The sequence below is a fragment of the Rhodococcus sp. 14-1411-2a genome (assembly GCF_002259485.1).
In the GTDB taxonomy this organism is placed as follows: Bacteria; Actinomycetota; Actinomycetes; order Mycobacteriales; family Mycobacteriaceae; genus Rhodococcoides.
This window is the reverse complement of sequence record NZ_NPGA01000005.1, coordinates 114,360-139,841: the sequence shown is the minus strand read 5'-3', so window position 1 is coordinate 139,841 and position 25,482 is coordinate 114,360. Positions and strand designations below refer to the sequence as shown.

Sequence of the window (25,482 nt, the reverse complement as noted above, 5' to 3'; positions counted from 1 at the left end):
ACGAGGATGACGGAACGAGTGCTGGATCTGCGAGAACGACGTCGCCGAGACACCCAGCTCGAGATCTCCTGCGCCGCGCTCGACCTGTTCGAGAAGCAGGGGTGCGCCGCGACGACGGTCGACGAGATCGCGCGTCGGGCAGGGGTATCGCCCAGCACGTTCTTTCGTAGCTTCGCGTCGAAGGAAGAATCCGTCCTCGGAAACGACCCCGAGCTGGACGTCGATCTGCACGCCTGGCTGGCGTCCACGGCACCGGAGAACATCACCATCACCGGAATCGAAGCACTCTACGAGCGATCCGTCGAACGATTTTCTTCCGTACCGGACGAGGTGCGGGATCGTCTCCTCCGCACCAGACGGCTGATCGGGGCCGACGCGCACCTGCGATCCGCGGCCTTCGCCCACGACGCGATGACATTGTGCCGCGTCACCGATGCGGTGGCCGAACGGCTCGGTGGTCACGAATCACGTTCCTATGCACGACTTCTGGTGGAGGGTGCCGGCATGGTCATGCGCATCGCCTTCGACGACTGGGCAGAGCGGGTCGACGGTGGACAGGACGCGGATCTACTGGACATCTACCGAACCACGGTGCGTGATCTGCGACGCGTCGTCGGTAGAGCGGCTGCGCCGCACGTGAGTGAAACTTCGTAGCAGGGGTCGAGTTTTCGTGCACGTGGCGCGAAGCGCGTCTCACCCGAAGCGCTGCGGAGCCACGTCGCCCGGCCGTAGTCCACGCTCGGTCACATCGACCGGAAGTGGTTGCCGCCGAATCAGAGACGCGCCCACTCTGGCGAGCGCCGCACACGTCTGGATTCCGTATCCGCCCTGACCGGCGCACCAGAAGAAACCTTCGACTTCTCGATCGAAGCCCACGACCGGGGTGCGATCGGGAACGAAACTGCGCAGACCCGCCCAGGACGAGCGCAGATGCCTACCCGTCAGCGTGGTCGCCCCGGCGATGTCGTCGAACGCCCGCGCGATCTCCAGTTCGTCCGGGCGCGCATCACTCGGTTCGGTGGGCGTCTCGTCCGCAGGCGAACACAACAGTTGTGCGCCTTCGGGTTTGATGTAGAACTTCTCGTCCATGTCGCTCAACGTCGCAAGATTCGCGGTGTCGAGATTGTCGGGTGCGGCGACCATGAACACCGACCGACGCATCGGCACGAGTCCGATGGGATCGGCTCCCGCCATCGCTCCGAGAACATCCGCCCACGCGCCTGCTGCGTCGACGACGAGCGGCGCGGTGTGGACCGACCCGTCCGTGATGTGCACGTGCCACAGTCCGTCGATGCGTCGCAGTTGCGTCACACCTGCCCCGGTGTGGACTCGCCCACCTCGATCGCGCAGCCCCCGCACGAACCCCTGATGCAACGCGTGTACGTCGACCTCCATCGAATGTGGTTCGTGCAGTGCACAATCGATCAGTTCGGGACGCAGCGGCGGAAAGAGCGTCTGCGCGTCGGCCGGGGATACCAGTTGGGCGTCCGGTGTCAGTCGGCTGACGTCCGCGTACATTGCCTCCAGCGCGTCACCTCGGCCGCTGGCCGCGAACTGCAGCAGCGGACGCGGGGCGAGCAATTCGGATCGGAAGTGTTCCGGCGGGTTCGTCAGGAATTCTCGACTGGCCGTCGTCAGAGCGCGAATGGTGCTGTTGCCGTAGGTCTCCAGAAACAGTGCGGCCGAGCGGCCGGTGGTGTGGAAGGCCAGGGTCTTCTCGCGCTCGAGCAGCGTGACGCGTCGGTCGCTCGCGAGTTCGTATCCGAGCGAGACACCCCCGATTCCGCCGCCGATCACGATGACGTCGGTGGAGTTCGGATCTCGCTCGGACGTGGTCATGGATTGCTTCCGTTCGTTGTCTCTGCGGTCCACTGCGCGCCCGGTCCGATCGCCTCGTCGAAGATCAGCCAGGTTCGCGTCGACAGTATCCCGTCGAGTCCCTGCAGCTTGTCGAGGACCAGATGGCGTAGCGCCGAGGTGTCCGGAGCTCGCACCAGAACGAGTGCGTCGAAGTCGCCGCCCATGAGGCTGACGTGTTCGACGAACGGAAAGGTGCTCAGGTCGTCGGCGACGGCTCGCCAGGAATCCTGCCGAATGGACAGTGCCACATAGGCCGACGCGCCGAACCCCGCCTTCTCGTAGGCGATGCGTGCGGTGAATCCCTCGATGACACCTTCGTCGACGAGGCGGTCGACGCGCACGTAGGCGTGCGCCCGCGAGATGTGGGTGGCCTCGGCCAGGGCACGCATGGACATTCTGCCGTCACGGCTGAGCTCGGTGACGATGCGTCGGTCCACGTCGTCGAGACGGTACTCGGGTCGGTGCTGTGCCATCCGTCCACTCCAGGTCGCTCGGAAAGGGTCTGTGTAGACGAATTGTCACATCTTTCCCGACCGTGAGCCATCGATCTCCGATTCGGCTCTCGATTTGAAAGTCGGTCCATCTGGCCGCACTCTGTGTAGAACACATCGATCCGCGACGAACACGCGCAGAAGGGGTAGTCATGACCACGACCGACACGCTCGATCACGTCACGACCTCGGTCGCACGACGCGTTCGACAGGGATACGAAACAGACTTCGTGGAGTGGACCGATCGCGGGATGGATCTGGTCCGAACCTTTCCCGGATTTCTCGGTGGCGGCTGGCTGCGCAGTTCCGGTGATTCCAGCGACTACCACGTGGTCTATCGATTCGAGACACACGACGACCTCGACGCCTGGCTGCGCTCGGATGCCAGGCGCACCTGGCTCAGCACCGGCCGTCCCATCGCCGACGACGTTGCGACCCATCGACTCTCCGGTGTGGAGGGATGGTTCGAGCCGCAGTCCAACCTCACCGACGCCGTCCGGGTCATCGGTGGTCCGCCGCCGCGGTGGAAGCAGGCGATCTCGATCGGCGTGGCCTTCTACGCCGTCAGTTTGCTCGTCAACATCGTTCTCACGCCACATCTGACCGACCTGAACGTGGCTCTGCGCACCGCACTGGTGGTGATGATGTGCACACCGCTGATGGTCTACGTGGTGATGCCGTTCGTCACCGCCCGGCTACGGCGGTGGCTGACACCGCGCTCGTAGGATCACCTTCGATAGGGTCGTACTCATGCCCGACGCCCCGGTACACGATCAATTCGCCCTCGACGGGGCCTGGAACTTTCGCGATCTCGGCGGTGTGCGTACCACCGACGGGGCGACGGTTCGGCCCGGATTGTTCTATCGCGCATCCGAATTGAGCGGGTTGACCGAGGTCGGGCAGCGCGTTGTCGCGGATCTGGGCATCCGTACCGTGTTCGATTTCCGCGGTGATGCGGAGGCCGAACGAAGCGGTGTCGACAGGGTTCCCGCCGGCGTCGAGTCGATCTCCGTGCCGTACGAGAATCTGAAGGGCGAGCGAGCCCCACACGAGGCGGCCCCGATTCACGACGAGCAGAGTCAAGTGGACTACATGATGCGCGCGTATGCCTCCTTCTCGACTCTCGACGGAGCGTCGCACGCGATCAAGCGGGTGGTGGACGAGATCGTGGGGCGTCGCGGCGGTGTCCTGGTGCACTGCGCAGCAGGTAAGGACCGCGCGGGGTGGACGGTCGCGACGGTGTTGCGCGCGGCAGGCGTCGACGAGGACGACATCGTCGCGGACTATCTGAGAAGCAACGATGCGATGGAGCCGTTGCTCGCGCACGTCCGCCGGACCTGGGCCGGACTCCACGACGTTCTGCCGACCGAGGCGATCCTGGGCGTTCGTGCGTCCTATCTGGAGCACGGATGGGCCACCATGGAGTCGAACCACGGTTCGTTCGGCGGATATCTGACCCACCTGGGTATCGATCGGGATCTCCGGCAACGCCTGACTGCCGCCCTCGTGCAGGGCTGAGCGGTAACCTCGCCCCATGCGCATCGGAAAGACCGCCCCGGACTTCGAGTTGCCGGACCATTCCGGTGAACTGCGTGCGCTGTCCGACCTGACGGCGTCGGGTCCGGTCGTCCTGTTCTTCTACCCGGCGGCCAACAGCCCCATCTGCACAGCCGAAGCGTGTCACTTCAGGGACCTGGGCACGGAATTCGACAGATTCGGCGCACAACGCGTGGGCATCAGTACCGACACCCGAGATCGGAACCATCATTTCGCGCTGCAGAGGTCGTTCGACTTTCCGTTGCTCTCCGATCCCGACGGGGCGGTCGCCGAACAGTTCGGAGTGCGTAGAGGCGGGTGGCTCACGCGGCGGCGTCGGCTCCGAGAGCTCGAACGCGGCCACTCGAACGCGGGCCGTCGCGGATATGTGAGGCAATTATTGTCCGTGAAGCGGACGACATTCGTGATCGATCGGCACCGAGTGGTGCGGATGACGGTGCGGAGCGAGCGCGGTCACGTGCATGCGACCAAGGCGCTCGAGTACCTGCGCTACCTGTCGTGAGAGTTGCTCGTTACGTTCCGAACGTCATTCGTTCGCGCCGCTGAACAGGGCGGTGTAGACGGCAGGCTTCGAAGCTTCGGCGTGTGCATCGGTCGATGCATCGTCAGGATGGCTGAAGAGTGCCTCGTTCTTGTCTTTGTGTTCCATTCCCCGAGCATGCCCCTGATTCGCCGCAATAGCCACTCGCCGCGCGGGCTGTCGTGGGTGTGCAGGGTGGGATACTGCTCGGGTGCCCGATGAATCCCTGTTCGACGCCCTCCGCCGTGAGCCCGACGCCGAGGCACCGAACCTCCATGCCGTCGACGCCGCGGACCGCCTCGTCCTCGATACCGTCGCCGAACTCCCCGGAATCGACAGGACCATGCCGATCGCGGTGATCGGCGACAGGTACGGAGCCATGACCCTCGGTGCCGTTTCCCTCGGTTTCACCGCGGTTCGCGTCCATCAGGACGCCGTCACCGGCGCGCGGGCACTCGAGCTGAACGCCGCGCGAGTCTCGTTGTCGGACTCCTACACCCAGCACACCCTGGGTGCCGAACTGCTGACCGGCGTGGGCACAGTACTGATGCAATTGCCACGAAGTCTGGCCGAACTCACCGAGATCGCCGAGCACATCGCGGCACACGCGTCGGCGGACGTCGTCGTCCTCGCAGGCGGGCGAGACAAACACATGACCCCCGCGATGAACGACGTCCTGAAAAAGTCGTTCGAGACCGTCACGGCCGGCCGCGGCCGGCAGAAAGCCCGAGTGCTCACCGCAACCGGGGCGGTGGCGTCGGGCATGACGTATCCGGTGAGCAAGCGGATTGCCGATGTGGACATGACGGTGGTGGCGCACGGTGCGGTGTTCGCGGGGGCCGGCCTCGATATCGGAACTCGTTTTCTGCTCGAGTACACACCGAAGATGCTGCCGCGAGCCCGCAGCGCCGTCGATTTGGGTTGTGGCACAGGGATTCTCGCCACCGAGCTGGCTCGGACCAGGCCCGATCTCGAGGTGATCGCGACAGATCGCTCGGCGGCAGCGATCGCATCGGCCTCGGCCACTGCGGCGGCGAACGGGACTCGAATTTCGGTGATCGCCGATGACGCGATGTCGACCTTCGATTCCGAATCGGTCGATCTGGTGGTCTGCAATCCACCGTTCCACGAGGGTGCCGCGGTGCACACGGGCGCGGCGAGCAAATTGTTCGTTGCCGCCGGTCGGGTGCTGCGACCGGGCGGACAGATGTGGACGGTCTACAACACACACTTGAACTACCGGCGTGAACTGGCCGACGCGGTGGGTCCCACCGATCTCATGGGCCGCAACGGCAAGTTCACCGTTGCTCGCTCGGTACGCCCGAGCGAGCAACGATGACTGTCAGGTGACCGGGCCGCCGTCTTCGGGAGTTCCGTCGATCTGTCCCCGGTTGCGCCCGAGGTCCTCGACAAGGGTGCCCTCGACGATCTCGGCCTGACGCTGGCCTTCCGCGTAGTCGATGTCGGGATCCTCGTCGGATTCCTCGACGACGTGGTCGACGAGTTCCTCGGTCAGTTCGTCGTCTGGAGTCTCGGTGATCGGGCGGTCGAGTTCCTCCTCGACGGCGATGTCGGGTTCTTCCTCGCTGAGCTTGAGATCCAGGCTCTCGCCCTCGGCAGCCTCGCGAGCGGTGGTGCCGAAGCTGTTGGCCTCGCTCCAATGGTCGGGGGGATCGACCACGGTGTCGCCGTCGTCGTTGCGCACCTCGTCGGAGTCGACGCTTTCACTGGGGTCCAAGGTCTGGTCGGGTCCGTCTTCGATTGCCATTTCCTCATACTGCCCGTTTCGATTCGGTGTCACACACGCGGTCGTCTCCGCGTGTGTGCCCGGTACCCGGTAGAGTCCGTTTTGTCCGTCGTAGAAGTTCTCCGCTCGGGAACTTTTGTCCGGATGTCAGACGTTCTACTGATGACCGACGGGGAGATCCCCGGTGGGGATCAGAACTTACGAAGGGAAGAGACACGGTGCGCACCTCCAGCAACCCGGTGTTCCGCAACCTGCCCAAGCAGCAGGGCGGCGGATACGCCACATTCGGATCTGCGACGGCTGGAGCCTCGCAGGCCGCAACCTTCGGCCAGCATCCCGGAACGCAGGCCGACCCGTACACCACGCAGCCCGCACAGCGGGCCATGACGATCGACGACGTGGTCACCAAGACCGGCATCACCCTCGGTGTGCTGAGCGTGACGGCGATCATCTCGTACCTGCTCGTCTCCAACAACACCGACTTGGCCATCCCGTTCGTCATCGGCGGTGGCTTGATCGGCTTCGGTCTGGTCATGTTCGCGACCTTCGGCCGCAAGATGGACAACAAGGCGATCGTGCTCGCGTACGCCGCAGCCGAAGGTGTGTTCCTCGGTGCGCTGTCGCTCATGTTCACCGGCGTCGAGTTCGGTGGGGTCGGTGGATCCGCCCTCATCGGCCAAGCAGTCCTCGGTACGTTCGGCGTGTTCTTCGGCATGCTGATCGTCTACAAGACCGGTGCCATCCGCGTCACCCCGCGCTTGACCCGCATGGTCGTCGGTGCCCTCATCGGTGTCGTCGTGCTGATGCTCGGCAATCTCGTCGCCAGCTTCTTCATGGAGGACGGCTTCGGACTTCGCTCCGGCGGACCGCTGGCCATCATCTTCAGCCTCGTCTGCATCGGCATCGCGGCGTTCAGCTTCCTGCTCGACTTCGATCAGGCGGATCAGCTGATCCGCGCACAGGCTCCCGAGAAGGCAGCCTGGGGCGTCGCCCTCGGTCTGACCATCACGCTGGTCTGGCTGTACGTCGAGATCCTGCGTCTGCTGAGCTACTTCCAGAACGACTAGTACTCACGCGAAAAGCCCCGCCACTCCGTTGAAGGAGGGCGGGGCTTTTTCGTTGTGAAGTCTCGGATCAGCTGAGGCGCTCGAGCACCATCGCCATACCCATGCCGCCGCCGACGCACATGGTCTCGACGCCGAACGTCTTGTCGTGGGTCGTCAGGTTGTTCAGCAGCGTGGTGGTGATGCGCGCACCGGTCATGCCGAACGGGTGGCCGATCGCAATGGCACCACCGGAGACATTGAGCTTGTCCTCTTCGATGCCGAGGTCGCGCGCCGAGCCGAGGACCTGCACGGCGAAGGCCTCGTTGATCTCGAACAGGTCGATGTCGGAGATCGACATGCCCGCGATCTTCAGCGCCTTGCGGGTCGCCTCGATGGGTCCGAGGCCCATGATCTCGGGGGACGTGCCGGTCACGCCGGTCGAGACGATGCGGGCAAGCGGAGTCAGGCCCAGTTCCTTGGCCTTGGTGTCGCTCATGATGACGAGCGCTGCTGCGCCGTCGTTGAGCGGGCAGGCGTTACCGGCGGTGATGGTGCCGTTCGGTCGGAAGACCGGCTTGAGCTGGCTGATCTTCTCGTAGGTGGTGCCGGCGCGAGGGCCGTCGTCGGTGTTGACGACGGTGCCGTCGGGCAAGGTCACCGGGGTGATCTCCCGCTCGAAGAAGCCGGCGTTGATGGCCTCTTCGGCGCGGTTCTGGCTGCGGACGCCCCAGTGGTCCTGATCCTCGCGGGTGATGCCGGTGAGCAGCGCGACGTTCTCGGCGGTCTGGCCCATCGCGATGTACGCGTCGGGCAGCTCGCCGTTCTCGCGGGGATCGGTCCAGCTGTCCGCGCCCTCTTCCTGTGCCTTCTTGGTGCGGGCCTCGGCGTCGGCGAAGATCGGGTTGTGGCTCTCGGGCAGCGAGTCGGAGCTGCCGTGGACGAAGCTGGACACGCTCTCGACGCCAGCGGAGATGAACACGTCACCCTCGCCTGCCTTGATCGCGTGCAGCGCCATGCGGGTGGTCTGCAGCGAGGACGAGCAGTAGCGCGTGATCGTCGTTCCGGGCAGGGAGTCGTAGCCGAGCTGCACTGCGACGATGCGAGCGAGGTTGTTGCCCTGCATGCCGCCGGGCAGACCGCAGCCCAGGAGGAGATCGTCGATGTCCTTCGGGTCGAGCGAGGGCACCTTGGCCAGCGCTGCGGCGACCATCTGGGCGGTGAGGTCGTCGGGACGAATGTCCTTGAGCGACCCCTTCATGGCCCTGCCGATCGGTGAGCGCGCGGTGGCGACGATGACTGCCTCTGGCATGAGATCTCCTTCGAATCGATACTGCGTGACTACAGTGCTACCGCCGGGTAGGCGATGTCTCCTGTCCGAACTTACAACCCCGCCGATCGGTCACCGGCACGACGTACGAGATCCTCCGACGCAGTGACGATCTCGGCGTCGAGCTCGGCGCTTCTCCGGCGCAGGAAGCGATCGAACGCGGCCGTCGCGCGGGGGATGGCCTTGCGTGACTCGGCGGCAGCGGACACGGTCGGCAGCTCGGGCAACGGGCCGCCGTGCCACACGCCCAGCGCCGAGGCGAGTACCGGCAGAATCTGCTGAGCGGCGAGCTCGTACCCCGCGGCCGACGGGTGAAAGCGGTCGGCAGAGAACATGGTGTCGGGCGCTGCCAGGAACTCGGGGGAGAGCAGATCGGCGAGAGCCACCGGATGCCCGCCGGCGCTGAGAGTCCTGGCCGTCTGGGCATTGGCGAGACGTCGACCCCAATTGCGGACGACGGTGCGCAGCGGCTGCGGGATAGCCGTCACGACACCGAGATCTGGGCACGTGCCCACTGCCACGACGCAGCCCTTGGCCGTCAATCGTTCGACGGCGTCGCCCAGCCGGGCCGCCGACGCCGGGATGGAGAACTTCTTGGTGACGTCGTTCGCGCCCACGAAGATGACCGCCGCGTCCGGGGGCGGGCCGGCGACGAACATCGCGTCGACCTGGCCTTCGAGCCCCTTCGAGGTGGCACCGGCAATCGCCTTGGTGCTCAATCGAATTCGTTGCCCGGTTTCCTCGGCCAGTCCGCGAGCGATCAGTACGCCGGGAACTTCGTCGGCTACGGTGCAGCCCACGCCGGCAGCGGTGGAGTCGCCGAAGATCATCAGATGAATATCTGCTGAATTTCCCATCCGCCATCGTTCCGGGGCCGCGCATCCCGCGGTGTAGACGCCGTCCGCCTCCGGTGGCTTGGCGGTGGTGCGCCCGATGACGCCGCGTGCCGCCGCGGCCTGCGCCATCAGATGTCGGTACGCGGCCCAGGATGCAGTCCCTGCTCCGGAGCCTGCAAGTACTGTCGCGGCGCTCGCTTTCGCAGCGGTACGCCATCCGCTCGCCGTCACAGATCGATCCCTCTCCTCGTGCCGTTGTCACCATCGTATGCGGGGTATCGACGGCCGTGACCGAGAGTGAAACAGGTGCATCTGGGAAGATGGAGCAATGCGCATCGCACAGCACATCACCGAACTCATCGGCAACACCCCGTTGGTGAAGTTGTCCACCGTCGTCGGCGACGGTGCAGGCACTGTCGCGGCCAAGATCGAGTACCTCAACCCGGGTGGTTCGTCCAAGGATCGCATCGCGGTGAAGATGATCGACGCGGCCGAGGCAGCAGGGGAACTGAAGCCCGGCGGCACCATCGTCGAGCCCACGTCCGGCAACACCGGCGTCGGTCTCGCCCTGGTCGCTCAGCAGCGTGGCTACAAGTGCGTTTTCGTGTGCCCCGACAAGGTCGGCGAGGACAAGCGCAACGTGCTGCGCGCCTACGGAGCCGAGGTGGTCGTCTGCCCCACGGCTGTCGCACCCGAAGACCCCAACAGCTACTACAGCGTCTCCGATCGACTCGTCCGCGAGATCGACGGAGCCTGGAAGCCCAACCAGTACTCCAACCCGGCCGGCCCGGCCAGCCACTACGAGACCACCGGTCCCGAGATCTGGGCCGACACCGACGGCAAGATCACGCACTTCGTCGCAGGCGTCGGTACCGGCGGAACCATCTCCGGCACCGGCAAGTACCTCAAGGAGGTCTCCGGCGGCAAGGTCAAGGTCATCGGCGTCGACCCCGAGGGCTCGGTCTACTCCGGCGGAACCGGGCGCCCGTACCTCGTCGAAGGTGTCGGCGAGGACTTCTGGCCGACCGCCTACGACCCGTCCATCCCGGACGAGATCATCGCCGTCTCCGACAACGACTCGTTCGACATGACTCGGCGTCTCGCTCGTGAGGAAGGCCTGTTGGTCGGCGGTTCGTGCGGCATGGCTGCCGTCGCCGCGATCCAGGTCGCCGAGCGCGAAGGTCCCGACGCCCTCGTCGTCGTACTGCTGCCCGACGGTGGCCGCGGCTACCTGGCCAAGATCTTCAACGACTCGTGGATGTCCTCGTACGGCTTCCTGCGTTCGCGTCTGGACGGCAAGACTCACGAGACCTCCGTGGGCGAGGTGTTGCGCGGAAAGTCCGGCGCATTGCCGGATCTGGTGCACACCCACCCGTCGGAGACCGTCCGCGACGCCATCGAGATCCTGCGCGAGTACGGCGTCTCGCAGATGCCGGTCGTCGGCGCCGAGCCTCCCGTCATGGCAGGCGAAGTCGCGGGCAGCGTCACCGAACGCGACCTTCTCAGTGCCGTGTTCGAGGGTCGCGCCGCGTTGGCAGACCCGGTCGCCAAGCACATGAGCGAGCCGTTCCCACTGATCGGTGCCGGCGAAACCGTCTCCGACGCCACCAAGGCACTCGGCGAGTCCGATGCGCTGATGGTCGTCGAAGAAGGCAAGCCCGTCGGCGTCATCACTCGCCACGACCTGCTCGGATTCCTCAGCAAGGGCGCCTAGGCATGTGAACGGAAGCTCGTAGCCTGCTACGAGTTTCCGTTCACATGCGGCGCAGCCGCTCTACCGCACTGCGCTGGTTCCGGTCAGTGCCTGGCCGATCACGAGTTGATGGACCTCGGATGTGCCCTCGTAGGTGAGGACGGATTCGAGGTTGTTGGCATGACGGAGCACCGGGTATTCCAGCGTGATTCCGTTGGCCCCCAATATCGTTCGGCATTCACGAGCAATCTTGATGGCCTCGCGCACGTTGTTGAGCTTGCCCAGTGACACTCGCTCGCCCGGCAGTTCGCCCTTGTCCTTGAGTCGGCCCAGATGCAAAGCGAGCAGCTGGCCCTTGCCGAGCTCGAGGGCCATGTTCGCGAGCTTGGCCTGAGTGAGCTGGTACCCGGCGAGTGGCTTGTCGAACACCGCGCGGGTCTGCGAGTACTCGATCGCCGATTCGATGCAGTCCCGCGCCGCGCCCATCGCGCCGAAGACGATGCCGAAGCGCGCCTCGTTGAGGCAGCTCAGAGGTCCGCGCAGACCGCTGGCCTCGGGCAGCATGGCGTCGGCAGGCAGTCGGACGTCGTCGAACACCAATTCGCCGGTGATCGAGGCACGCAGCGACAGCTTCTTCTTCACGGTGTTGGCGGTGAATCCCGGTGTATCGGTGGGAACGACGAATCCGCGGATCTTGTCGTCGGTCTGAGCCCACACGACGGCGACGTCGGCGACGGGTCCGTTGGTGATCCACATCTTGCTGCCGTTGAGGATCCAGTCGTCACCGTCGCGCTTGGCGCGGGTGAGCATGCCGCCGGGGTTCGATCCGTAATCGGCCTCGGTGAGCCCGAAGCAGCCGATCAGCGATCCCTCGGCCATTCCCGGAAGCCACTGCTGCTTCTGCGCCTCGGAGCCGTACTTCCAGATGGCGAACATCGCGAGCGAGCCCTGCACCGAGACGAGCGATCGGATGCCGGAGTCGATCGATTCGAGCTCGAGGCAGGCCAGGCCGTACGCCGTCGCGGACGTTCCGGCGCATCCGTAGCCCTCGAGGTGCATGCCCAACAGGCCCAGCGAGCCCAGCTCCTTGGCCAGCTCGCGCGCCGGCACCGTGCCCTCGTCGAACCAATCGGCGATGTGCGGACGAATGCGCTCGTTACCGAACTTGCGGACGGTGTCCCGGATCTGACGTTCCTCGTCGTCGAGGAGTGAATCGATCGCGAACAGTTCGTCGACGCTCTGGGAGTTGGCCACGGTGCCTCTTTCCGCTGGGGGTTGTCTTCGCAGGTTACCCACGCCCCCGCGCGGCGACGCAGGCCGATTAGGGTGGAGGCCATGAGTGAGCAGCGCAGCAAGGCAGACAACACGTCCTGGCAGGGCTTTTCCACCAAGGCGGTCCATGCCGGCTACGAGCCGGATCCGCTGACCGGTGCGGTGAACGTGCCGATCTACGCCAGCTCCACCTTCGCTCAGGACGGCGTCGGCGGCATGCGCAGTGGATTCGAGTACGCGCGCACCGGCAATCCGACGCGTCGGCCGCTCGAGGCCAATCTCGCGGCCATCGAGTCCGGCACCTACGGTCGCGCGTTCTCCTCCGGCATGGCGGCCACGGACTGCCTGTTGCGCTCGGCGCTGCGTCCCGGTGATCACCTCGTCATCCCCAACGACGCCTACGGCGGCACGTACCGGTTGATCGACAAGGTCTTCACCCAGTGGGGCATCGAGTACTCGGTGGCTGCAGTGTCGGACGTCGACGAGGTACGCGCGGCGATGCGTCCGAACACCAAGCTCGTCTGGGTCGAGACGCCCACCAACCCACTGCTCAACGTCGGAGACATCGAGGCATTGTCGGGCGTTGCGCACGAGGGTGGGGCCAAGCTCGTCGTCGACAACACCTTCGCGTCGCCGTATCTCCAGCAGCCTCTGAGCCTCGGTGCCGACGTGGTGCTGCACTCGACGACCAAGTACATCGGCGGACACTCCGATGTCGTCGGCGGCGCCCTGGTGACCGACAGCGAGGAACTGGACACGGCCTTCGCGTTCCTGCAGAACGGCGCGGGTGGCGTTCCCGGACCGTTCGACGCGTTCCTGACCTTGCGCGGCATCAAGACTCTCGCGCTGCGGATGGAGCGACACAGCGACAATGCCGAGAAGATCGTCGAATTCCTCGACGGGCATCCGGCCATCTCGCAGGTCATCTACCCCGGGCTCGAATCTCACCCGTCTCATGCTGTCGCCGCGAAGCAGATGCGACGGTTCGGCGGGATGGTCTCCGTTCGTCTGGCCGGAGGCAAGCAGGCTGCGCTGGACTTCTGCGCGAAGACCGAGATCTTCACGCTCGCCGAGTCTCTGGGCGGCGTCGAATCGTTGATCGAGCATCCCGGTGCGATGACCCACGCCTCGACGGCCGGTTCGTTGCTCGAGGTGCCCGACGATCTGGTGCGTCTGTCGGTCGGTATCGAGGACGGCGCCGATCTGGTCGGTGACGTCGAGCAAGCGCTGGCATGATCGTCGCACTGATCGACTCGGGCCTCGGGATGCTCCCGACGGCTGCGCGGCTACGACAAGCGCGCCCCGAGCTCGATCTGGTGCTGATGATGGACCCCGACAACGCTCCGTGGGGTCCGAAGCCGGATGCGTGGGTGATCGACCGGGTGGTCGGAACCGCTCGGCATGCCGTCGAACTCGGTGCCGAGGTGGTCGTGCTGCCGTGCAACACCGCCAGTGTGACGGCGCTGAGTCACGTTCGGGCCGCGCTCGGTGACACGATTCCGGTGGTGGGTACCGTTCCGGCGATCAAACCCGCTGCAGCGGTGAGTGATCGGATAGCGATCTGGGCGACGGCGGCCACGACCGCGAGCGCCTATCAGGGGCGTTTGATCGAGCAGTTCGCCTCGCACCGAACGGTGACGAGTGTGGCGTGCCACGGTCTGGCGGATTCGATCGACCGTGGTGACGAGCGGGGGATCGGTGCCGCCATCACCGCGGCCGTGGCCGCGACACCCGCGGACGTCGAATCGATCGTGCTGGGTTGCACGCACTACCCACTGGTGTTGGACCGGATCGTCTCGCAGCTGCCGGGCGGCGTCACGATGTTCGACAGCGCCGAGGCGGTGGCCAACCAGACGGTGCGACGCGTCGACGAAGTCGGTTCGAGCGGTTCGGGCACCGGCCGTGTCTCGGTGTGGTTGAGCGGAATCGAGGGCGACTTGCCTGGGAGCGCGCAGCGGTACCGCGAAGGAAAACTGCTGCGGGGCGACGCACGAGCCGAGCAACACTGACCGTCGGGGAATGCGGGGCCCTCCCGAGCGTTGTCTTTCACTGAGCTAACGGTTACTGCGGTGAAGGGAAACACATGGTCGGCGTGGGCACTCGGACTCCAGTGGAACGGACGGCGGTGCGCATGCCGCATCGGCACGCGTTCTGGGTCGTCGGCGTCGCCTTCCTGGTCTTGATGGCCTCGGCGTCGGCACCGTCACCGCTGTACCCGGTGTATCAACAGGCCTGGGGATTCAGCGCTCTCACCCTCACAGTGATCTTTGCCGTCTATGCGGTCGCGTTGCTGTCCACGTTGCTCACCGTCGGTAGTCTGTCGGACCACATCGGGCGCAAACCCATTCTGATCGCCTCACTGATTCTCCTCGCTGTCAGCTTGATGCTGTTCATCGTCGCCGACAGCGTCCCGGTACTCCTCGCGGCTCGCGTCGTGCAGGGAATTGCCGCGGGTGCGGCCACCGGTGCGCTGAGCGCAGCCGTCATCGACCTGCAGCCCGACGCGTCCACCGGACCGTTGCTCAACAGCGTCGCGCCCTCCCTCGGCCTGGCAAGCGGCGCGCTCGGGGCCGGATTGCTGGTCCAATTGGCACCTGCGCCCGACATCTTGGTGTTCGCGCTGCTGATCGGCGCGGCACTGATCCTCGCGGTGGCACTGCTGTTCGTCCCCGAGACCTCGGCACTGCGTGGCTTCGATTCCCGCCGTCACCTCGCCTCGACCCTGCTGCCGAGGATGTCGATCCCCACGTCGGTGCGGGCACCGTTCCTGCTCATCGCTCCCGCTCTGTTCGCGACCTGGTCGCTCGGCGGGTTTCATCTCTCGCTCGGGCCGTCGATCATCGGCACGGTGTTCGACGTGGACAACCACATAGTGGGTGGGTTGGAGATCTTCGCGATGTTCGCCTCGGGCGCGGTGGCAGCTGCAGTGGTACGCAACGGGTTTCCCCGCACCGTGATGATGATCGGGGCGACGGTGTTGGCGGCAGGTGTCGCGCTCTCCCTGGTGTCGGTGCAGATCGAGTCGATCGTGCTGTACTTCGTCGGGGCTGTCATCGCCGGATCGGGCTGGGGAGCAACGTTCCTCGGTTCGATGCGCACGCTCGGCGCGCTGGTTCCCGCAGCGGAGCGAGGCGGAGTGTTCGCCACGACGTTCGTCATCAGCTACCTCGCGTTCAGCCTGCCCGCCGTGGTCGCCGGGCTGGCCGTGCACCGCCTCGGTCTGAGCACGACGGTGCAGGTGTACGGAGGGTTCGTCATCACGCTCGCGCTGATCTCGGTTCTCGGATTCTCGCTGGCGCAGCGGCGAGATCGATAGTGCACCAGAGCTTGTGAGTTCTCCTCTGCCGAGGGTGAGCGAGTACTCCTACCCGATCGGGTAGTTCGGTCGAGTCGTTGGCAGGGTTCCCGCCTCGAGGTGTTCCCACGCGGTATCGGGCAGGGGAGTGTGGTCATCAGTGAGACGCCGATCACAGAAGAAGGCGTCTTGTACTCACACTCACCGAGGAGACACCGATGGTCATCGAGCTCAATCAGATCTGGGAATTCCCCATCAAGGAGTTTCACCCGCTGCCGCGCGCCAAGCTGGGAGTCGGCGCCCACGACATGATCGGTGTCGAGGCCAAGGAACTCGGATTCAAGCGCTCGCTGCTGGTCACGACCGGTCTGCGCGGATCGGGCATCATAGAGGAACTGATCGGCAAGATCGAGTACCAGGGCGTCGAGGTGGTCCTTTACGACAAGGTCGAGTCCAACCCCAAGGACTACAACGTCATGGACGGTGCCGCGCTGTACCAGAAGGAGAAGTGCGACAGCGTCATCTCCGTCGGTGGTGGCTCGAGCCACGATGCGGCCAAGGGCATCCGCGTCGTCGTCGCCCACGACGGCCGCAACATCAACGAGTTCGAGGGATTCTCCAAGTCCACCAACAAGCAGAACCCGCCGCACATCGCCGTATCGACCACTGCCGGAACGGGTTCGGAGACATCCTGGGCCTACGTCATCACCGACACCTCGGACATGGAGAAGCCGCACAAGTGGCTCGCCTTCGACGAGGCGTCGACACCGACGCTGGCACTGGACGACCCGCTGCTCTACTACACCTGCCCTCAGCAGTGGACCGCGTTCTGCGGCTTCGACGTCCTCGCCCACGGTGCCGAGCCGTACGTCTCGCGGCTGGACTTCGCGCCGTCGCTGGGAAACGCGATCTACTCGATCGGGCTGGTCTCCAAGCATCTTCGTGAAGCTGTGTACGACCCGGGCAACCTGAAGGCTCGCGAGGGCATGATGAACGCCCAGTACATCGCCACACAGGCCTTCAACTCCGGTGGACTCGGCGTCATCCACTCGATCTCGCACGCGATCAGCGCCTTCTACGACAGCGCGCACGGCCTCAACAACGCCATCGCTCTACCGCGCGTGTGGGAGTACAACCTGCCCTCGCGCTACGAGCGTTACGCCGAGATCGCCGTGGCCATGGGCGTGGACACGAAGAACATGACCACCGTTCAGGCTGCCGACGCGGCAGTCGAGGCGGCCATCAGGCTCGCCAAGGACGTCGGAATTCCGGGCAACTTCGGATCGATCCGTTCGGCGACGTACGACAAGAACCGGATGAACACCGGCAAGTACGCCGGCAAGGGCGACGTGATCAAGGGCGACGAGAAGTCGGTTCTGAAGATCTCCGAGCACATCCAGGAGGACTGGTGCACCCCGGGTAACCCCCGTGAGGTGACCGTCCAGTCGATGATCCCCGTCGTCTCGCACGCGATCAACGAGTCTTACTGACCGCCACCCATGTGAACGGAACTTCGTAGCAGGGTACGAAGTTCCGTTCACATGCGGCGAAGCCGCCTGAAAGGAAGCACATGACCTCGCTGTCGACAGTGCGTAGCGACGACACCGGCACCGTTCGATTCACCGACGCCGCCGATCTGCAACGCGCGCTCGGAGAGCAGGACTACATCGCGGACGACGATCTCGCCACCGTGGTGCATCTGGCGACAGCACTCGATCGCCCACTGCTGCTCGAAGGCCCCGCGGGCGTGGGCAAGACCGAGCTGGCGAAGTCCCTGGCCACGGCGAGCGGACGCAAGCTGGTACGCCTGCAGTGCTATGAGGGACTCGACGACAATCGGGCCCTCTACGAGTGGGACTACGCCAAGCAACTTCTGCACGTGCAGATGCTGCGCGAGCACATCGGTGCACTCACCCAGCACGTCACCGACATCGACGACGCCTCGAAGATGCTCGCCGCCAAAGACTTCGGCCTCTACTCCGAGCCCTTCCTCGCCGTGCGGCCCCTGTTGGAATCGGTGCTCTCCGAGGAGCCGGTGGTGCTCCTGGTCGACGAGGTCGATCGCACCGAGGAATCGATGGAGGCCTTGCTGCTCGAGGTACTTGCCGAGAAGCAGGTGACGATCCCCGAGGTCGGTACGTTCACCGCGCGCAGCGATCCGTGGGTGATACTGACCTCCAACGACACTCGTGAGCTGTCGTCGGCCCTCAAACGTCGCTGTCTGCATTTTCATCTCGATTATCCGACCGCGGCGCGTGAGCGCGAGATCGTCACTGCTCGTGCCCCCGAGGTGCCCGCGCACATCGTGTCCGAGATCGTGGAGCTGGCAACGGAATTGCGTGAGCTACCGCTCCGCAAGAGCCCGTCGATCTCGGAAGTGATCGATGCGGCTCGTATCGCCTCGGTCCTCGGTCACACCGAAGACACCCGCAAGTACCTGCTCGCGGCCCTGGTGAAGTACTCGTCGGACATGAAGATCGCGCTGGCCGGACCGGTCGCAGAAACACCCTCTGCAGCAACATCACTCGGAACGGTCGTCAACACGACCGCGTCGGCCTTCAGAGGGCACGGTGGACGCGACAAAGGTGGCATCGGAATACGACGATGACCGTGCCACAGACGTTCTCGGCATCGGTGGTGCTCGACGTGCTGGCTGCGGTGTTCGGGCGCACGCTCAGGCGTTTCGGAGTAGCTGCGTCGCCGGCCGAGGTCATCGAGGTTCGACGCGTCCTCGGGCTTCTCGGGGCCCGTGACCTGACGGTGTTGCGCGCGGCCTTGCGCGCGACGTGTGCCAAGTACGACCACGAACAGCACGGTTTCGATCTGGCCTTCGAGTCGATGTTCAGGGCACTCGTCGAGAGCGCCACGGACGAGCGTCATTCACCACTGGGAGCGCAGGTAGCAGGCGGATTGCCGACGGACCTGGACGTCGGCGCAGACCAGGAAGCGGCCAAATACGCCGAGTACAACGAGCGCGCGGTCGAGATCGGTGATCTGCTCGACGCCCCGGAAGCGGACAAGGGCTTCAACCCGCACAAGGACGACGACGACATCAGTCTCTCGTCCGAGGACCACGATCTGTCGATCGACACCGACGGCGACATGGGTCGACGGGGTGTCACCTACACCGTCGACCTGGAGCGGTCCGGGTCGACGGCGGCCGGGGAGTTGGCGTCGAGCACCAGCGGAGCTGTTGCGGGACAGCTGAACTGGGAGGATCCGGCGAGCATCCTGGCGTGGTTCGATGCCTACGATCCGAGTAGCGTCTACGGCGACGGGGGTGATTCCGGTCCACTGAGCGCTGCGATGCTCGACCGCATCACCGATGCCGTCGAGGCTTTCGTCGCGGCACTGGGGGATGTGACGGGGACAATGTCGTCACCGGTGCCGGTCGACGGCGCGGCGCAGGCGATCGGCCGGCACGCCGAGATCGAGCGCGCGAGTCACGAAGTGCTCAAACACATGCGGGGCACTCCTCGACCACGACCACGCGAACATTCACGCGGACCGCTCGACATGCGGCGCACCGTCCGGTCCAGTCTGCGTACCGACGGCATCCCGTTCCGTCTGGTGACGAAAACCCCTGTGCCGGGAAAGGTTCGGTTGCTGGTACTGGCGGACGTGTCGTTGTCGGTCAGGCCCATCACCGCGTTCACCCTGAGGCTTGCGCAAGCCATGCATGCGCGCGCACACCGATGCACGGTGATGGGGTTCGTCGACGCACCGGTCGATGTGACTACCACCTTGCTCGGCAGTACCGGCGACGGCGCACTGGCCGCGGTGCTCGCGGACGCGCGACTGGACCTCGAAGCGAGCAGCGATTACGGCAGAACCTTCACCGATCTGTTGCAGTCACACCCAGAAGTCCTGGACAAGCGCACCGCGGTCATCATCGTCGGTGATGGCCGGTGCAACGGACGCCCGGCTGGCCTCGAGGCCCTGGACGAGATCCGGTCGAAGGTGCACCGCATCGCGTGGATCACCCCCGAAGCTCGTCGTTACTGGGCGCAGGCAGCGTGCTCGATGGAGGATTACGAGCGAATTTGCGACCGGGTCGTCGTCGCGCGGGATGGCGAACAGTTGACCTCGCAGGCGGCCGAACTGGGCCATGCGCTGTCCTGACCTGACCGATCGTGCCGCCTACCTACCCGATCGGGCAGGTAGGAACCTGGCCCGGTGCTGGTGGGATCGGACCGGCCGTGCTCGTAAGGTTGTAACCTGAATCACAGGTCCGAGAGTTCTGGGATCGATGGACAGCGAGGGTGTGGACGGTGGACCAGGCAGCTACGGCGGACGTCGGCAAGGCGCTGCACGACCTCGATGCGCAGCGCAGCCGAGCCGAGACGCCACGAGTTCTCAAATTCCACGCACCCGAGATCGTGTTCGGTCCGGATTCGCTGGGCGAGGTCGCGCACGCGACATGTCGTCTCGGTGGGGTCCGGCCGATGCTCGTCACGGACTCGGGGTTGATCGAGAGCGGCTGGGCCGGGCAGTTGGTCGACCTACTCGTTGCCCAGGGCCTCGACCCCCAGGTCTGGAGCGCGCTCACGCCCAATCCCAAGGACGTCGAAATCGAGGCCGGGCACGGCTACTACGCAGAGAACGGTTGCGACGTGCTGGTGGCGATCGGCGGTGGGTCGGTCATGGATGCGGCCAAGGGGATCGCCATCCTCGCGGGCAACGGCGGCAGAATCCTCGACTACGAGGGCGTCGATCAGGCCACTCGGCCGATTCCCCCGCTGGTGATGGTGCCCACGACATCGGGCACCGGGGCCGACGTCTCGCAGTTCTGCATCGTCACCGACACGGCGCGCTCGACCAAGATCACCATCCTCGGCCGGGCACTCGTTCCCGATATCACCGTGATCGATCCGATGTTGCTCACCACGATGCCCGAATGGCTCAACGCGGCAACCGGTTTGGACGCTCTGACGCACGGAATCGAGGCATTCGTCTCGCTGGGTCACAACCAGCTCACCGACCACCATGCACTTCGGGCCATCACCATGGTGATGTCGCAGTTGGCGCGCACCATCGACGAGCCCACCGATATGGCCGCGCGTGGTTCGATGGCGCAGGCGAGTCTGGAAGCCGGTCTGGCGTTCACGAATGCGATTCTCGGTGCCACCCATGCCATGAGCCATCAGGTGGGAGGACTCCTCGACCTCCCGCACGGGGTGATCAACGGAGTGCTGCTGCCGCATGTCATTCGTTTCAACGCCGCGGAGGATCCGTTGCCCTACGTGGCCATCGCGACGAGCCTCGGATTGCCGGAAGGCAGAGCCAGGCCGGAGGAAGCCGCCATGGCTGTGGCGGACCGTGTCGATCGCCTTGCACGTCAGGTCGGCGTTCCCACCGGTCTGGCGCAGATCGGTGTCCGCGAGTCCGATCTGGATGTGTTGGCCACCAACGCTTTACATGATGCCTGCATGTCCACCAATCCTCGCTCCGCCACGCACCGCGAGATGGTCGATCTGTTCAGGAGTGCGCTGTGACGTCCGGACCCGACCTGTCGCTGCTGACGGGGCTGCGTTCGGGCAAGAACACGTTCTACCCCCAATATCGTGGCGCGGCCGAACGTTTGGAGCGCGTCGTCTATGCGCTGGAGTTGATTTCACGGGCACTGGTTCGGACGGTCGACGGGCCCGAGACGCTGGTGTGCGCGGTCGCGGAAGCAGCTCGTGCCCATCTGAGCGCACGCTGGGTGGTCTTCGCTCTTGCCGATGGCGCTCTGCCGGATGCCGGTCCTCGTCGACTCGTGCTCGGACCGGACGCCACGCCGTTTCTGGTCGACAACGTCGAGGGGCCACCGTTGCCGGACGACGTCGTCGACTGCCTCGAGTCGATTCGACAGTCGACGTGCGGCGATGGGCAGACACCGGTGATCTCCGCTCATCACGCCTTCGTGCCGATCGCGTTCGACGGAGGCGTCGTGGGTGCTTTTGCGGCGTGGACCGGAGAGCAGCGGGTGCTGGACGCCACCGACGCGGCGGTGTTGAGCATTCTGGCCAGTCAAACGGCGGTGGCGCTGCAGAATTCGGCGCTCTTTCAGAGTCGACGGCAATTGCTCGAGCGGACCGAGAGTGCCTACGCCCAGGCGAACCGCACAGCGGCCGATCTCGCAGCCCGCAATGCCGAACTGTTGCTGACACAGCGGCAATTGGGTGCCGCGCACCGGCATCAGGTCCTCGACGACGAACGCCACCGCATCGCTCGCGAATTGCACGACAGCGTCACTCAGGCCGTGCTGTCCGCTGGTATGCAGATCGAAGTGTGTCGCAGCGAGATCTCGGCCGAAGAACGCAGCGACAGATTGGATCTGGCGAAGGATCTGACGCGTCGGGCTGTGGAACAACTGCGGTCGGCGATCTACGCGCTCAATCACCCGCAGGACGCCGATCGAACGTCCCTTCCGGAAATGCTCGAACAGCTTTCCGTGGTCCACATGCCCGACGAGTTGCAGGTCTCGTTGCGGGTGGAGGGAACCCCCGTCGAGCTGAGCAGCGAGTGCGAGCATGCCTTGCTCCGCATCGCCGGCGAAGCATTGTTCAACACAGCGGTGCACGCGCACGCGTCCCGGGCAATTCTTCGGTTGACCTATTCGCTCGATCAGGTGCAGTTGTCGATCGCCGACGATGGCGACGGCGATCCGGCCCACCTGCGAATGATGCTGCACCTGGCCGAGTCCACCGATGTCGACGGCCGCCACCGCGGATTGGCGAACATGGCGGCCCGCACTCGCGAACACGGCGGGGTCTTCGAGATTCGCCGCGCCCGAACCGGGGGTGTGCGTGTGGCAGTGCGCATTCCCTTCCAGGAAAGATCCGAGAAGGGCGAAACACAGTGAGCGTTCCGACGGTTCGCACGGGCATGGGGCAGGTGGCGGCACCTACTGTCCGCATCGTCCTGGTCGACGATCATGCAATTCTGCGCGACGGGCTGCGTTCGGTGCTCGAGCGCGAGTCGGATCTGACGATCGTGGGGGAGGCGTCGACGCGGGAGGAGGGATTGGCCGTCGTCGCGCGGGTCGAGCCCGATATCGTGCTGATGGATCTCAAGCTCTCGGCCAGTTCGGATTACGAGGGCCTTGCCCTGTGCGCACAATTGGCCAAGGCGCACAACGGAATCGGATTGCTGGTGCTCACCACTTTCCTCGACGACCGACTCGTGGTGGAGGCGGTGCACGCCGGTGCACGCGGATACGTCGTCAAGGACGTCGATACCACCGAACTGGTGCGGGCGATACGTGCTGTCTCGCGAGGCGAGAGTGCCTTCGATTCGCGGAGTGCCTCGGCTGTCGTGCGATCACTCAACGGCACGCCGAGCAGCATAGAACGGCTGACCGAGCGCGAACTCGAAGTACTCCGGCTACTCGCGACGGGCCTGTCCAACAACATGATCGGCACCCGCCTGTTCATCTCGGCGACGACAGTGAAATTCCACGTCAGCAACATCATGCGCAAGCTCGCAGTGTCTCGGCGAGCCGAGGCCGTGTACGCGGCAAGCAAGCAGGGGTTGATCTGAGCGACGCCGAACGAGGCACCGAGCGCAAAGTAGACGGCGCTCCGCGTCCTGTTCGGAGCGCTCTCGAGGTGCAGGCTTCGGATACCACACACCAGTGATATCCATGCCGAGGAGCACCCATGACCGTTCAGGAAGACACACGCCCAGACGACGCTCCCACAGACCGGCCCACGGAGCTCACGGTTCTCGGGGCCTGCGGCCAGGACTGTCCGGATTCCTGCTCGATGGTGGTCACCGTCGCAGACGGTGTGGCGACCAGCGTCAGCGGTAGCAAGACCAACCCGTACACCAACGGCGGACTGTGTGTGAAGGTGGACAACTACCTGGACAAGGTTTACAGCCCCGATCGAGTTCTGTACCCGCTCAAGCGATCCGGACCCAAAGGCTCCGGCCGCTTCGAGCGGATCTCGTGGGACGAGGCCGTGGCCACCATCGCGGAGAAGTTCACCGCCATCGCCGAGGAATTCGGCCCGGAAGCGATCATGCCGTGCAACTACCTCGGCACCCAAGGGATCACGCAGGGGCTCAACGTCGGGGACGCATTCTTCAACCGCCTCGGCGCGACGGTCGCCGAGCGCACCTACTGCGACGCCGGCTCGTGCACTGCCTACGCGATGACCGTCGGCGACACGGCGGGCGTCGACCCCGAAAGCTTCGTCCATTCCAAGTTCATCCTGATCTGGGCCTCGAACGTCATGAGCACCAACCTCCACCTCTGGCCTTACGTGGCCGAGGCGAAGAAGAGGGGTGCGAAGGTCGTGGTGATCGATCCGGTCAAGACCAGGACCGCCAAGGCTGCCAGCCAGTACATACCTATCCGCCCCGGCACCGACGGCGCACTCGCGCTGGCGATGATGCACGTCATCATCGACGAAGGACTGACGGACGCCGACTACATCGAGCGTCACACCATCGGCTTCGACGAGTTGGCCGAGCGCGTGCAGCAGTACACCCCGCAGTGGGCGTCGGAGGAGACGGGCATTCCCGTCGAGGACATCTACACGTTGGCAAGGGAATACGCGCAGAGTCAGCCGTCCGTTATTCGTATCGGCGTCGCGATCGAGCGCAGCGCAGGTGGTGGACAGAGCGTGAGGGCCATTTCGTGTCTTCCGTCTTTGGTGGGCGCGTGGCGCAAGCCGGGCGGCGGGATCCTGCAGCTGCCCCTATGGGCATTTCCGGTCAACTGGCCCGAATTCCTGCAGACGGATCTGCAGACTCCGGGTACGCGCGTGATCAATCTGTACCAGCTCGGCGAAGCACTGACCGGCGGGCTGAATCTGGATACGCCCCTCAAGGGCCTGATGGTCTACAACTCGAATCCGGTGGTGGTGTGCCCCGATCAGAAGCGGATGATCGACGGGCTCAGCCGCGAGGATCTGTTCACCGTCGTCAGTGACCATTTCATCACCGACACAGCCGATTACGCGGACATCATCCTGCCTGCCACCACTCAGCTCGAGCAGGACGACATCAATTTCTCGTGGGGCCACCTGTTCGTCACCTACAACAACCGTTCGATCGAGCCCATGGGTGAAGCCGTACCCAACACAGAGCTGTTCCGGCGATTGGCCAAGGCCATGGGGTTCACCGAGCCGGTGTTCTCCCGAACCGACGAAGAGCTCATCGGTCTCGCCTACGACTGGAATGCGCCCGCAATGGAGGGCATCACCATCGAGTCGCTCAAACGGCTCGGCTGGCAGAGACTCAATCTGCCCGGTCCCGACGAGTACGCGCCACACGCCGGCGGAAATTTCAGAACCCCCTCCGGCAAAACGGAATTCCTGTCCTCGGCGGCGGCGGGCGGCAATTTCGTCCTGCCTCTCTTCCGGCAGGGCTCGAACGATCACCAACCGGGCCAGCCCGTCGATCCGCTGCCGCACTACATCGCGCCCCGCGAATCGCTGCGAACCAATCCCGAACTGGCGCAGAAGTATCCGCTCAACCTGTTGACTCCCAAGTCGCACGCCTATCTGAATTCGAGCTTCGGAAATCTCGACATGCATCGCAAGGTGCAGAAGGAGCCGACGTTGTTGGTCAATCCTGTCGACGCCGAGCGCCGCGGGATCGCGTCGGGGGATGTGGTGCGGGTCTTCAACGATCGTGGAGAGTTCACCGTTGTCGCCAAGCCGGACAAGGCGGTCATGGAGGGCGTCACGGTCTGTGCGATGGGCGCGTGGCGCAAGAACATGCTGTCGCTGTCCACTCCGGCTTCGCTGAACCCGACCGTGTTCGCAGACCTCGGAAACGCCCCGACCTTCTCCGACACCCTCGTCGAAGTGCGACCACTCGACGCCTGATCGTCATCACTACTACG

General features: G+C 64.9%; 24 protein-coding genes. 17 read left to right on the top strand and 7 right to left on the bottom strand.

Annotation, left to right across the window (positions count from 1 at the left end; all coding sequences use genetic code 11):
- Window positions 1-6: 6 nt before the first annotated feature.
- On the top strand, window positions 7-654 hold the full coding sequence (locus CH291_RS01620; protein WP_256980691.1) for a TetR/AcrR family transcriptional regulator: 648 nt from the start codon (window positions 7-9) through the stop codon (window positions 652-654).
- A gap of 39 nt (window positions 655-693) precedes the next feature.
- Here the strand turns inward: CH291_RS01620 and CH291_RS01615 are convergent, their stop codons facing one another.
- Together CH291_RS01615 and CH291_RS01610 are read right to left on the bottom strand one after the other, a co-directional pair.
- Window positions 694-1,839 carry an NAD(P)/FAD-dependent oxidoreductase gene (locus CH291_RS01615; RefSeq protein ID WP_094686553.1) on the bottom strand — a complete coding sequence of 382 codons (1,146 nt, stop codon included), beginning with the start codon at window positions 1,837-1,839 and terminating at the stop codon, window positions 694-696.
- The gene (locus CH291_RS01610) at window positions 1,836-2,333 is read right to left on the bottom strand and encodes an Lrp/AsnC family transcriptional regulator (RefSeq protein WP_094686552.1); all 498 of its coding nucleotides are present in this window, start codon (window positions 2,331-2,333) and stop codon (window positions 1,836-1,838) included. Before CH291_RS01610 ends, CH291_RS01615 begins: the two co-directional genes overlap by 4 nt.
- 170 nt (window positions 2,334-2,503) lie before the next feature.
- Between CH291_RS01610 and CH291_RS01605 the strand changes: the two genes are divergently transcribed.
- The 3 genes from CH291_RS01605 to CH291_RS01595 are packed head-to-tail and all read left to right on the top strand — an operon-like array spanning window position 2,504 to window position 4,410.
- Window positions 2,504-3,076, top strand: coding sequence for an antibiotic biosynthesis monooxygenase (locus CH291_RS01605; RefSeq protein WP_143545866.1), 573 nt, complete (start codon window positions 2,504-2,506; stop codon window positions 3,074-3,076).
- A gap of 25 nt (window positions 3,077-3,101) precedes the next feature.
- Entirely contained in the window at window positions 3,102-3,869 is a 768-nt protein-coding gene (locus tag CH291_RS01600) for a tyrosine-protein phosphatase (protein WP_068051635.1), read from the top strand.
- Between the two features lie 16 nt (window positions 3,870-3,885).
- Window positions 3,886-4,410, top strand: coding sequence for a peroxiredoxin (locus CH291_RS01595; protein WP_094639066.1), 525 nt, complete (start codon window positions 3,886-3,888; stop codon window positions 4,408-4,410).
- Between the two features lie 24 nt (window positions 4,411-4,434).
- On the opposite strand, the gene CH291_RS27065 is transcribed toward CH291_RS01595, so the two are convergent.
- Window positions 4,435-4,557 (bottom strand): hypothetical protein, encoded by a 123-nt coding sequence (locus tag CH291_RS27065; protein WP_254925592.1) that lies wholly within the window; start codon window positions 4,555-4,557, stop codon window positions 4,435-4,437.
- An 82-nt stretch (window positions 4,558-4,639) separates the two neighbouring features.
- Here CH291_RS27065 and CH291_RS01590 point away from each other — a divergent pair, with 82 nt between their 5' ends.
- Entirely contained in the window at window positions 4,640-5,767 is a 1,128-nt protein-coding gene (locus tag CH291_RS01590) for a class I SAM-dependent methyltransferase (protein ID WP_094670438.1), read from the top strand.
- A gap of 3 nt (window positions 5,768-5,770) precedes the next feature.
- Here the strand turns inward: CH291_RS01590 and CH291_RS01585 are convergent, their stop codons facing one another.
- Window positions 5,771-6,196, bottom strand: a complete 426-nt coding sequence (locus CH291_RS01585; RefSeq protein ID WP_068051629.1) for a hypothetical protein — start codon at window positions 6,194-6,196, stop codon at window positions 5,771-5,773.
- Window positions 6,197-6,393: 197 nt separating this feature from the next.
- On the opposite strand from CH291_RS01585, the gene CH291_RS01580 reads away from it, so the two are divergent.
- Entirely contained in the window at window positions 6,394-7,242 is an 849-nt protein-coding gene (locus CH291_RS01580) for a Bax inhibitor-1/YccA family protein (protein ID WP_032404782.1), read from the top strand.
- Between the two features lie 67 nt (window positions 7,243-7,309).
- Here CH291_RS01580 and CH291_RS01575 read toward each other — a convergent pair whose 3' ends face one another.
- Together CH291_RS01575 and CH291_RS01570 are read right to left on the bottom strand one after the other, a co-directional pair.
- Window positions 7,310-8,530: an acetyl-CoA C-acetyltransferase gene (locus CH291_RS01575; RefSeq protein WP_068051627.1), complete on the bottom strand. Its 1,221-nt coding sequence runs from the start codon at window positions 8,528-8,530 to the stop codon at window positions 7,310-7,312.
- A 71-nt stretch (window positions 8,531-8,601) separates the two neighbouring features.
- Window positions 8,602-9,615: an SGNH/GDSL hydrolase family protein gene (locus CH291_RS01570; protein ID WP_094686551.1), complete on the bottom strand. Its 1,014-nt coding sequence runs from the start codon at window positions 9,613-9,615 to the stop codon at window positions 8,602-8,604.
- Window positions 9,616-9,712: 97 nt separating this feature from the next.
- Between CH291_RS01570 and CH291_RS01565 the strand changes: the two genes are divergently transcribed.
- Window positions 9,713-11,098, top strand: a complete 1,386-nt coding sequence (locus CH291_RS01565; protein ID WP_094670436.1) for a cystathionine beta-synthase — start codon at window positions 9,713-9,715, stop codon at window positions 11,096-11,098.
- A gap of 60 nt (window positions 11,099-11,158) precedes the next feature.
- Here the strand turns inward: CH291_RS01565 and CH291_RS01560 are convergent, their stop codons facing one another.
- On the bottom strand, window positions 11,159-12,331 hold the full coding sequence (locus CH291_RS01560; protein WP_094639071.1) for an acyl-CoA dehydrogenase family protein: 1,173 nt from the start codon (window positions 12,329-12,331) through the stop codon (window positions 11,159-11,161).
- An 81-nt stretch (window positions 12,332-12,412) separates the two neighbouring features.
- Between CH291_RS01560 and CH291_RS01555 the strand changes: the two genes are divergently transcribed.
- From CH291_RS01555 to CH291_RS01510, 10 genes are all read left to right on the top strand, one after another.
- Window positions 12,413-13,585 carry a cystathionine gamma-synthase gene (locus tag CH291_RS01555; protein WP_032376589.1) on the top strand — a complete coding sequence of 391 codons (1,173 nt, stop codon included), beginning with the start codon at window positions 12,413-12,415 and terminating at the stop codon, window positions 13,583-13,585.
- Window positions 13,582-14,358: a glutamate racemase gene (locus CH291_RS01550; protein WP_094639072.1), complete on the top strand. Its 777-nt coding sequence runs from the start codon at window positions 13,582-13,584 to the stop codon at window positions 14,356-14,358. The genes CH291_RS01555 and CH291_RS01550 overlap by 4 nt, the downstream gene beginning before the upstream one ends.
- Window positions 14,359-14,480: 122 nt before the next feature.
- Window positions 14,481-15,665, top strand: a complete 1,185-nt coding sequence (locus CH291_RS01545) for an MFS transporter (RefSeq protein WP_094686580.1) — start codon at window positions 14,481-14,483, stop codon at window positions 15,663-15,665.
- 197 nt (window positions 15,666-15,862) lie between these two features.
- On the top strand, window positions 15,863-17,134 hold the full coding sequence (gene mdo / locus CH291_RS01540) for an NDMA-dependent methanol dehydrogenase (RefSeq protein ID WP_094686550.1): 1,272 nt from the start codon (window positions 15,863-15,865) through the stop codon (window positions 17,132-17,134).
- A gap of 80 nt (window positions 17,135-17,214) precedes the next feature.
- On the top strand, window positions 17,215-18,252 hold the full coding sequence (locus tag CH291_RS01535; RefSeq protein ID WP_094686549.1) for a MadB family AAA-type ATPase: 1,038 nt from the start codon (window positions 17,215-17,217) through the stop codon (window positions 18,250-18,252).
- Window positions 18,249-19,766: a MadC family VWA domain-containing protein gene (madC, locus tag CH291_RS01530; protein WP_094686548.1), complete on the top strand. Its 1,518-nt coding sequence runs from the start codon at window positions 18,249-18,251 to the stop codon at window positions 19,764-19,766. The genes CH291_RS01535 and madC overlap by 4 nt, the downstream gene beginning before the upstream one ends.
- Window positions 19,767-19,951: 185 nt before the next feature.
- Window positions 19,952-21,139 (top strand): iron-containing alcohol dehydrogenase, encoded by a 1,188-nt coding sequence (locus tag CH291_RS01525; RefSeq protein ID WP_068051617.1) that lies wholly within the window; start codon window positions 19,952-19,954, stop codon window positions 21,137-21,139.
- Window positions 21,136-22,491 carry a MadS family sensor histidine kinase gene (locus CH291_RS01520; RefSeq protein ID WP_068051604.1) on the top strand — a complete coding sequence of 452 codons (1,356 nt, stop codon included), beginning with the start codon at window positions 21,136-21,138 and terminating at the stop codon, window positions 22,489-22,491. The genes CH291_RS01525 and CH291_RS01520 overlap by 4 nt, the downstream gene beginning before the upstream one ends.
- A 23-nt stretch (window positions 22,492-22,514) precedes the next feature.
- A complete protein-coding gene (locus CH291_RS01515) occupies window positions 22,515-23,168 on the top strand; it encodes a MadR family response regulator transcription factor (RefSeq protein ID WP_032405004.1) in 654 nt (217 codons plus the stop codon).
- 119 nt (window positions 23,169-23,287) lie between these two features.
- Window positions 23,288-25,465 (top strand): molybdopterin-containing oxidoreductase family protein, encoded by a 2,178-nt coding sequence (locus CH291_RS01510; RefSeq protein ID WP_094686547.1) that lies wholly within the window; start codon window positions 23,288-23,290, stop codon window positions 25,463-25,465.
- Window positions 25,466-25,482 lie beyond the last annotated feature (17 nt).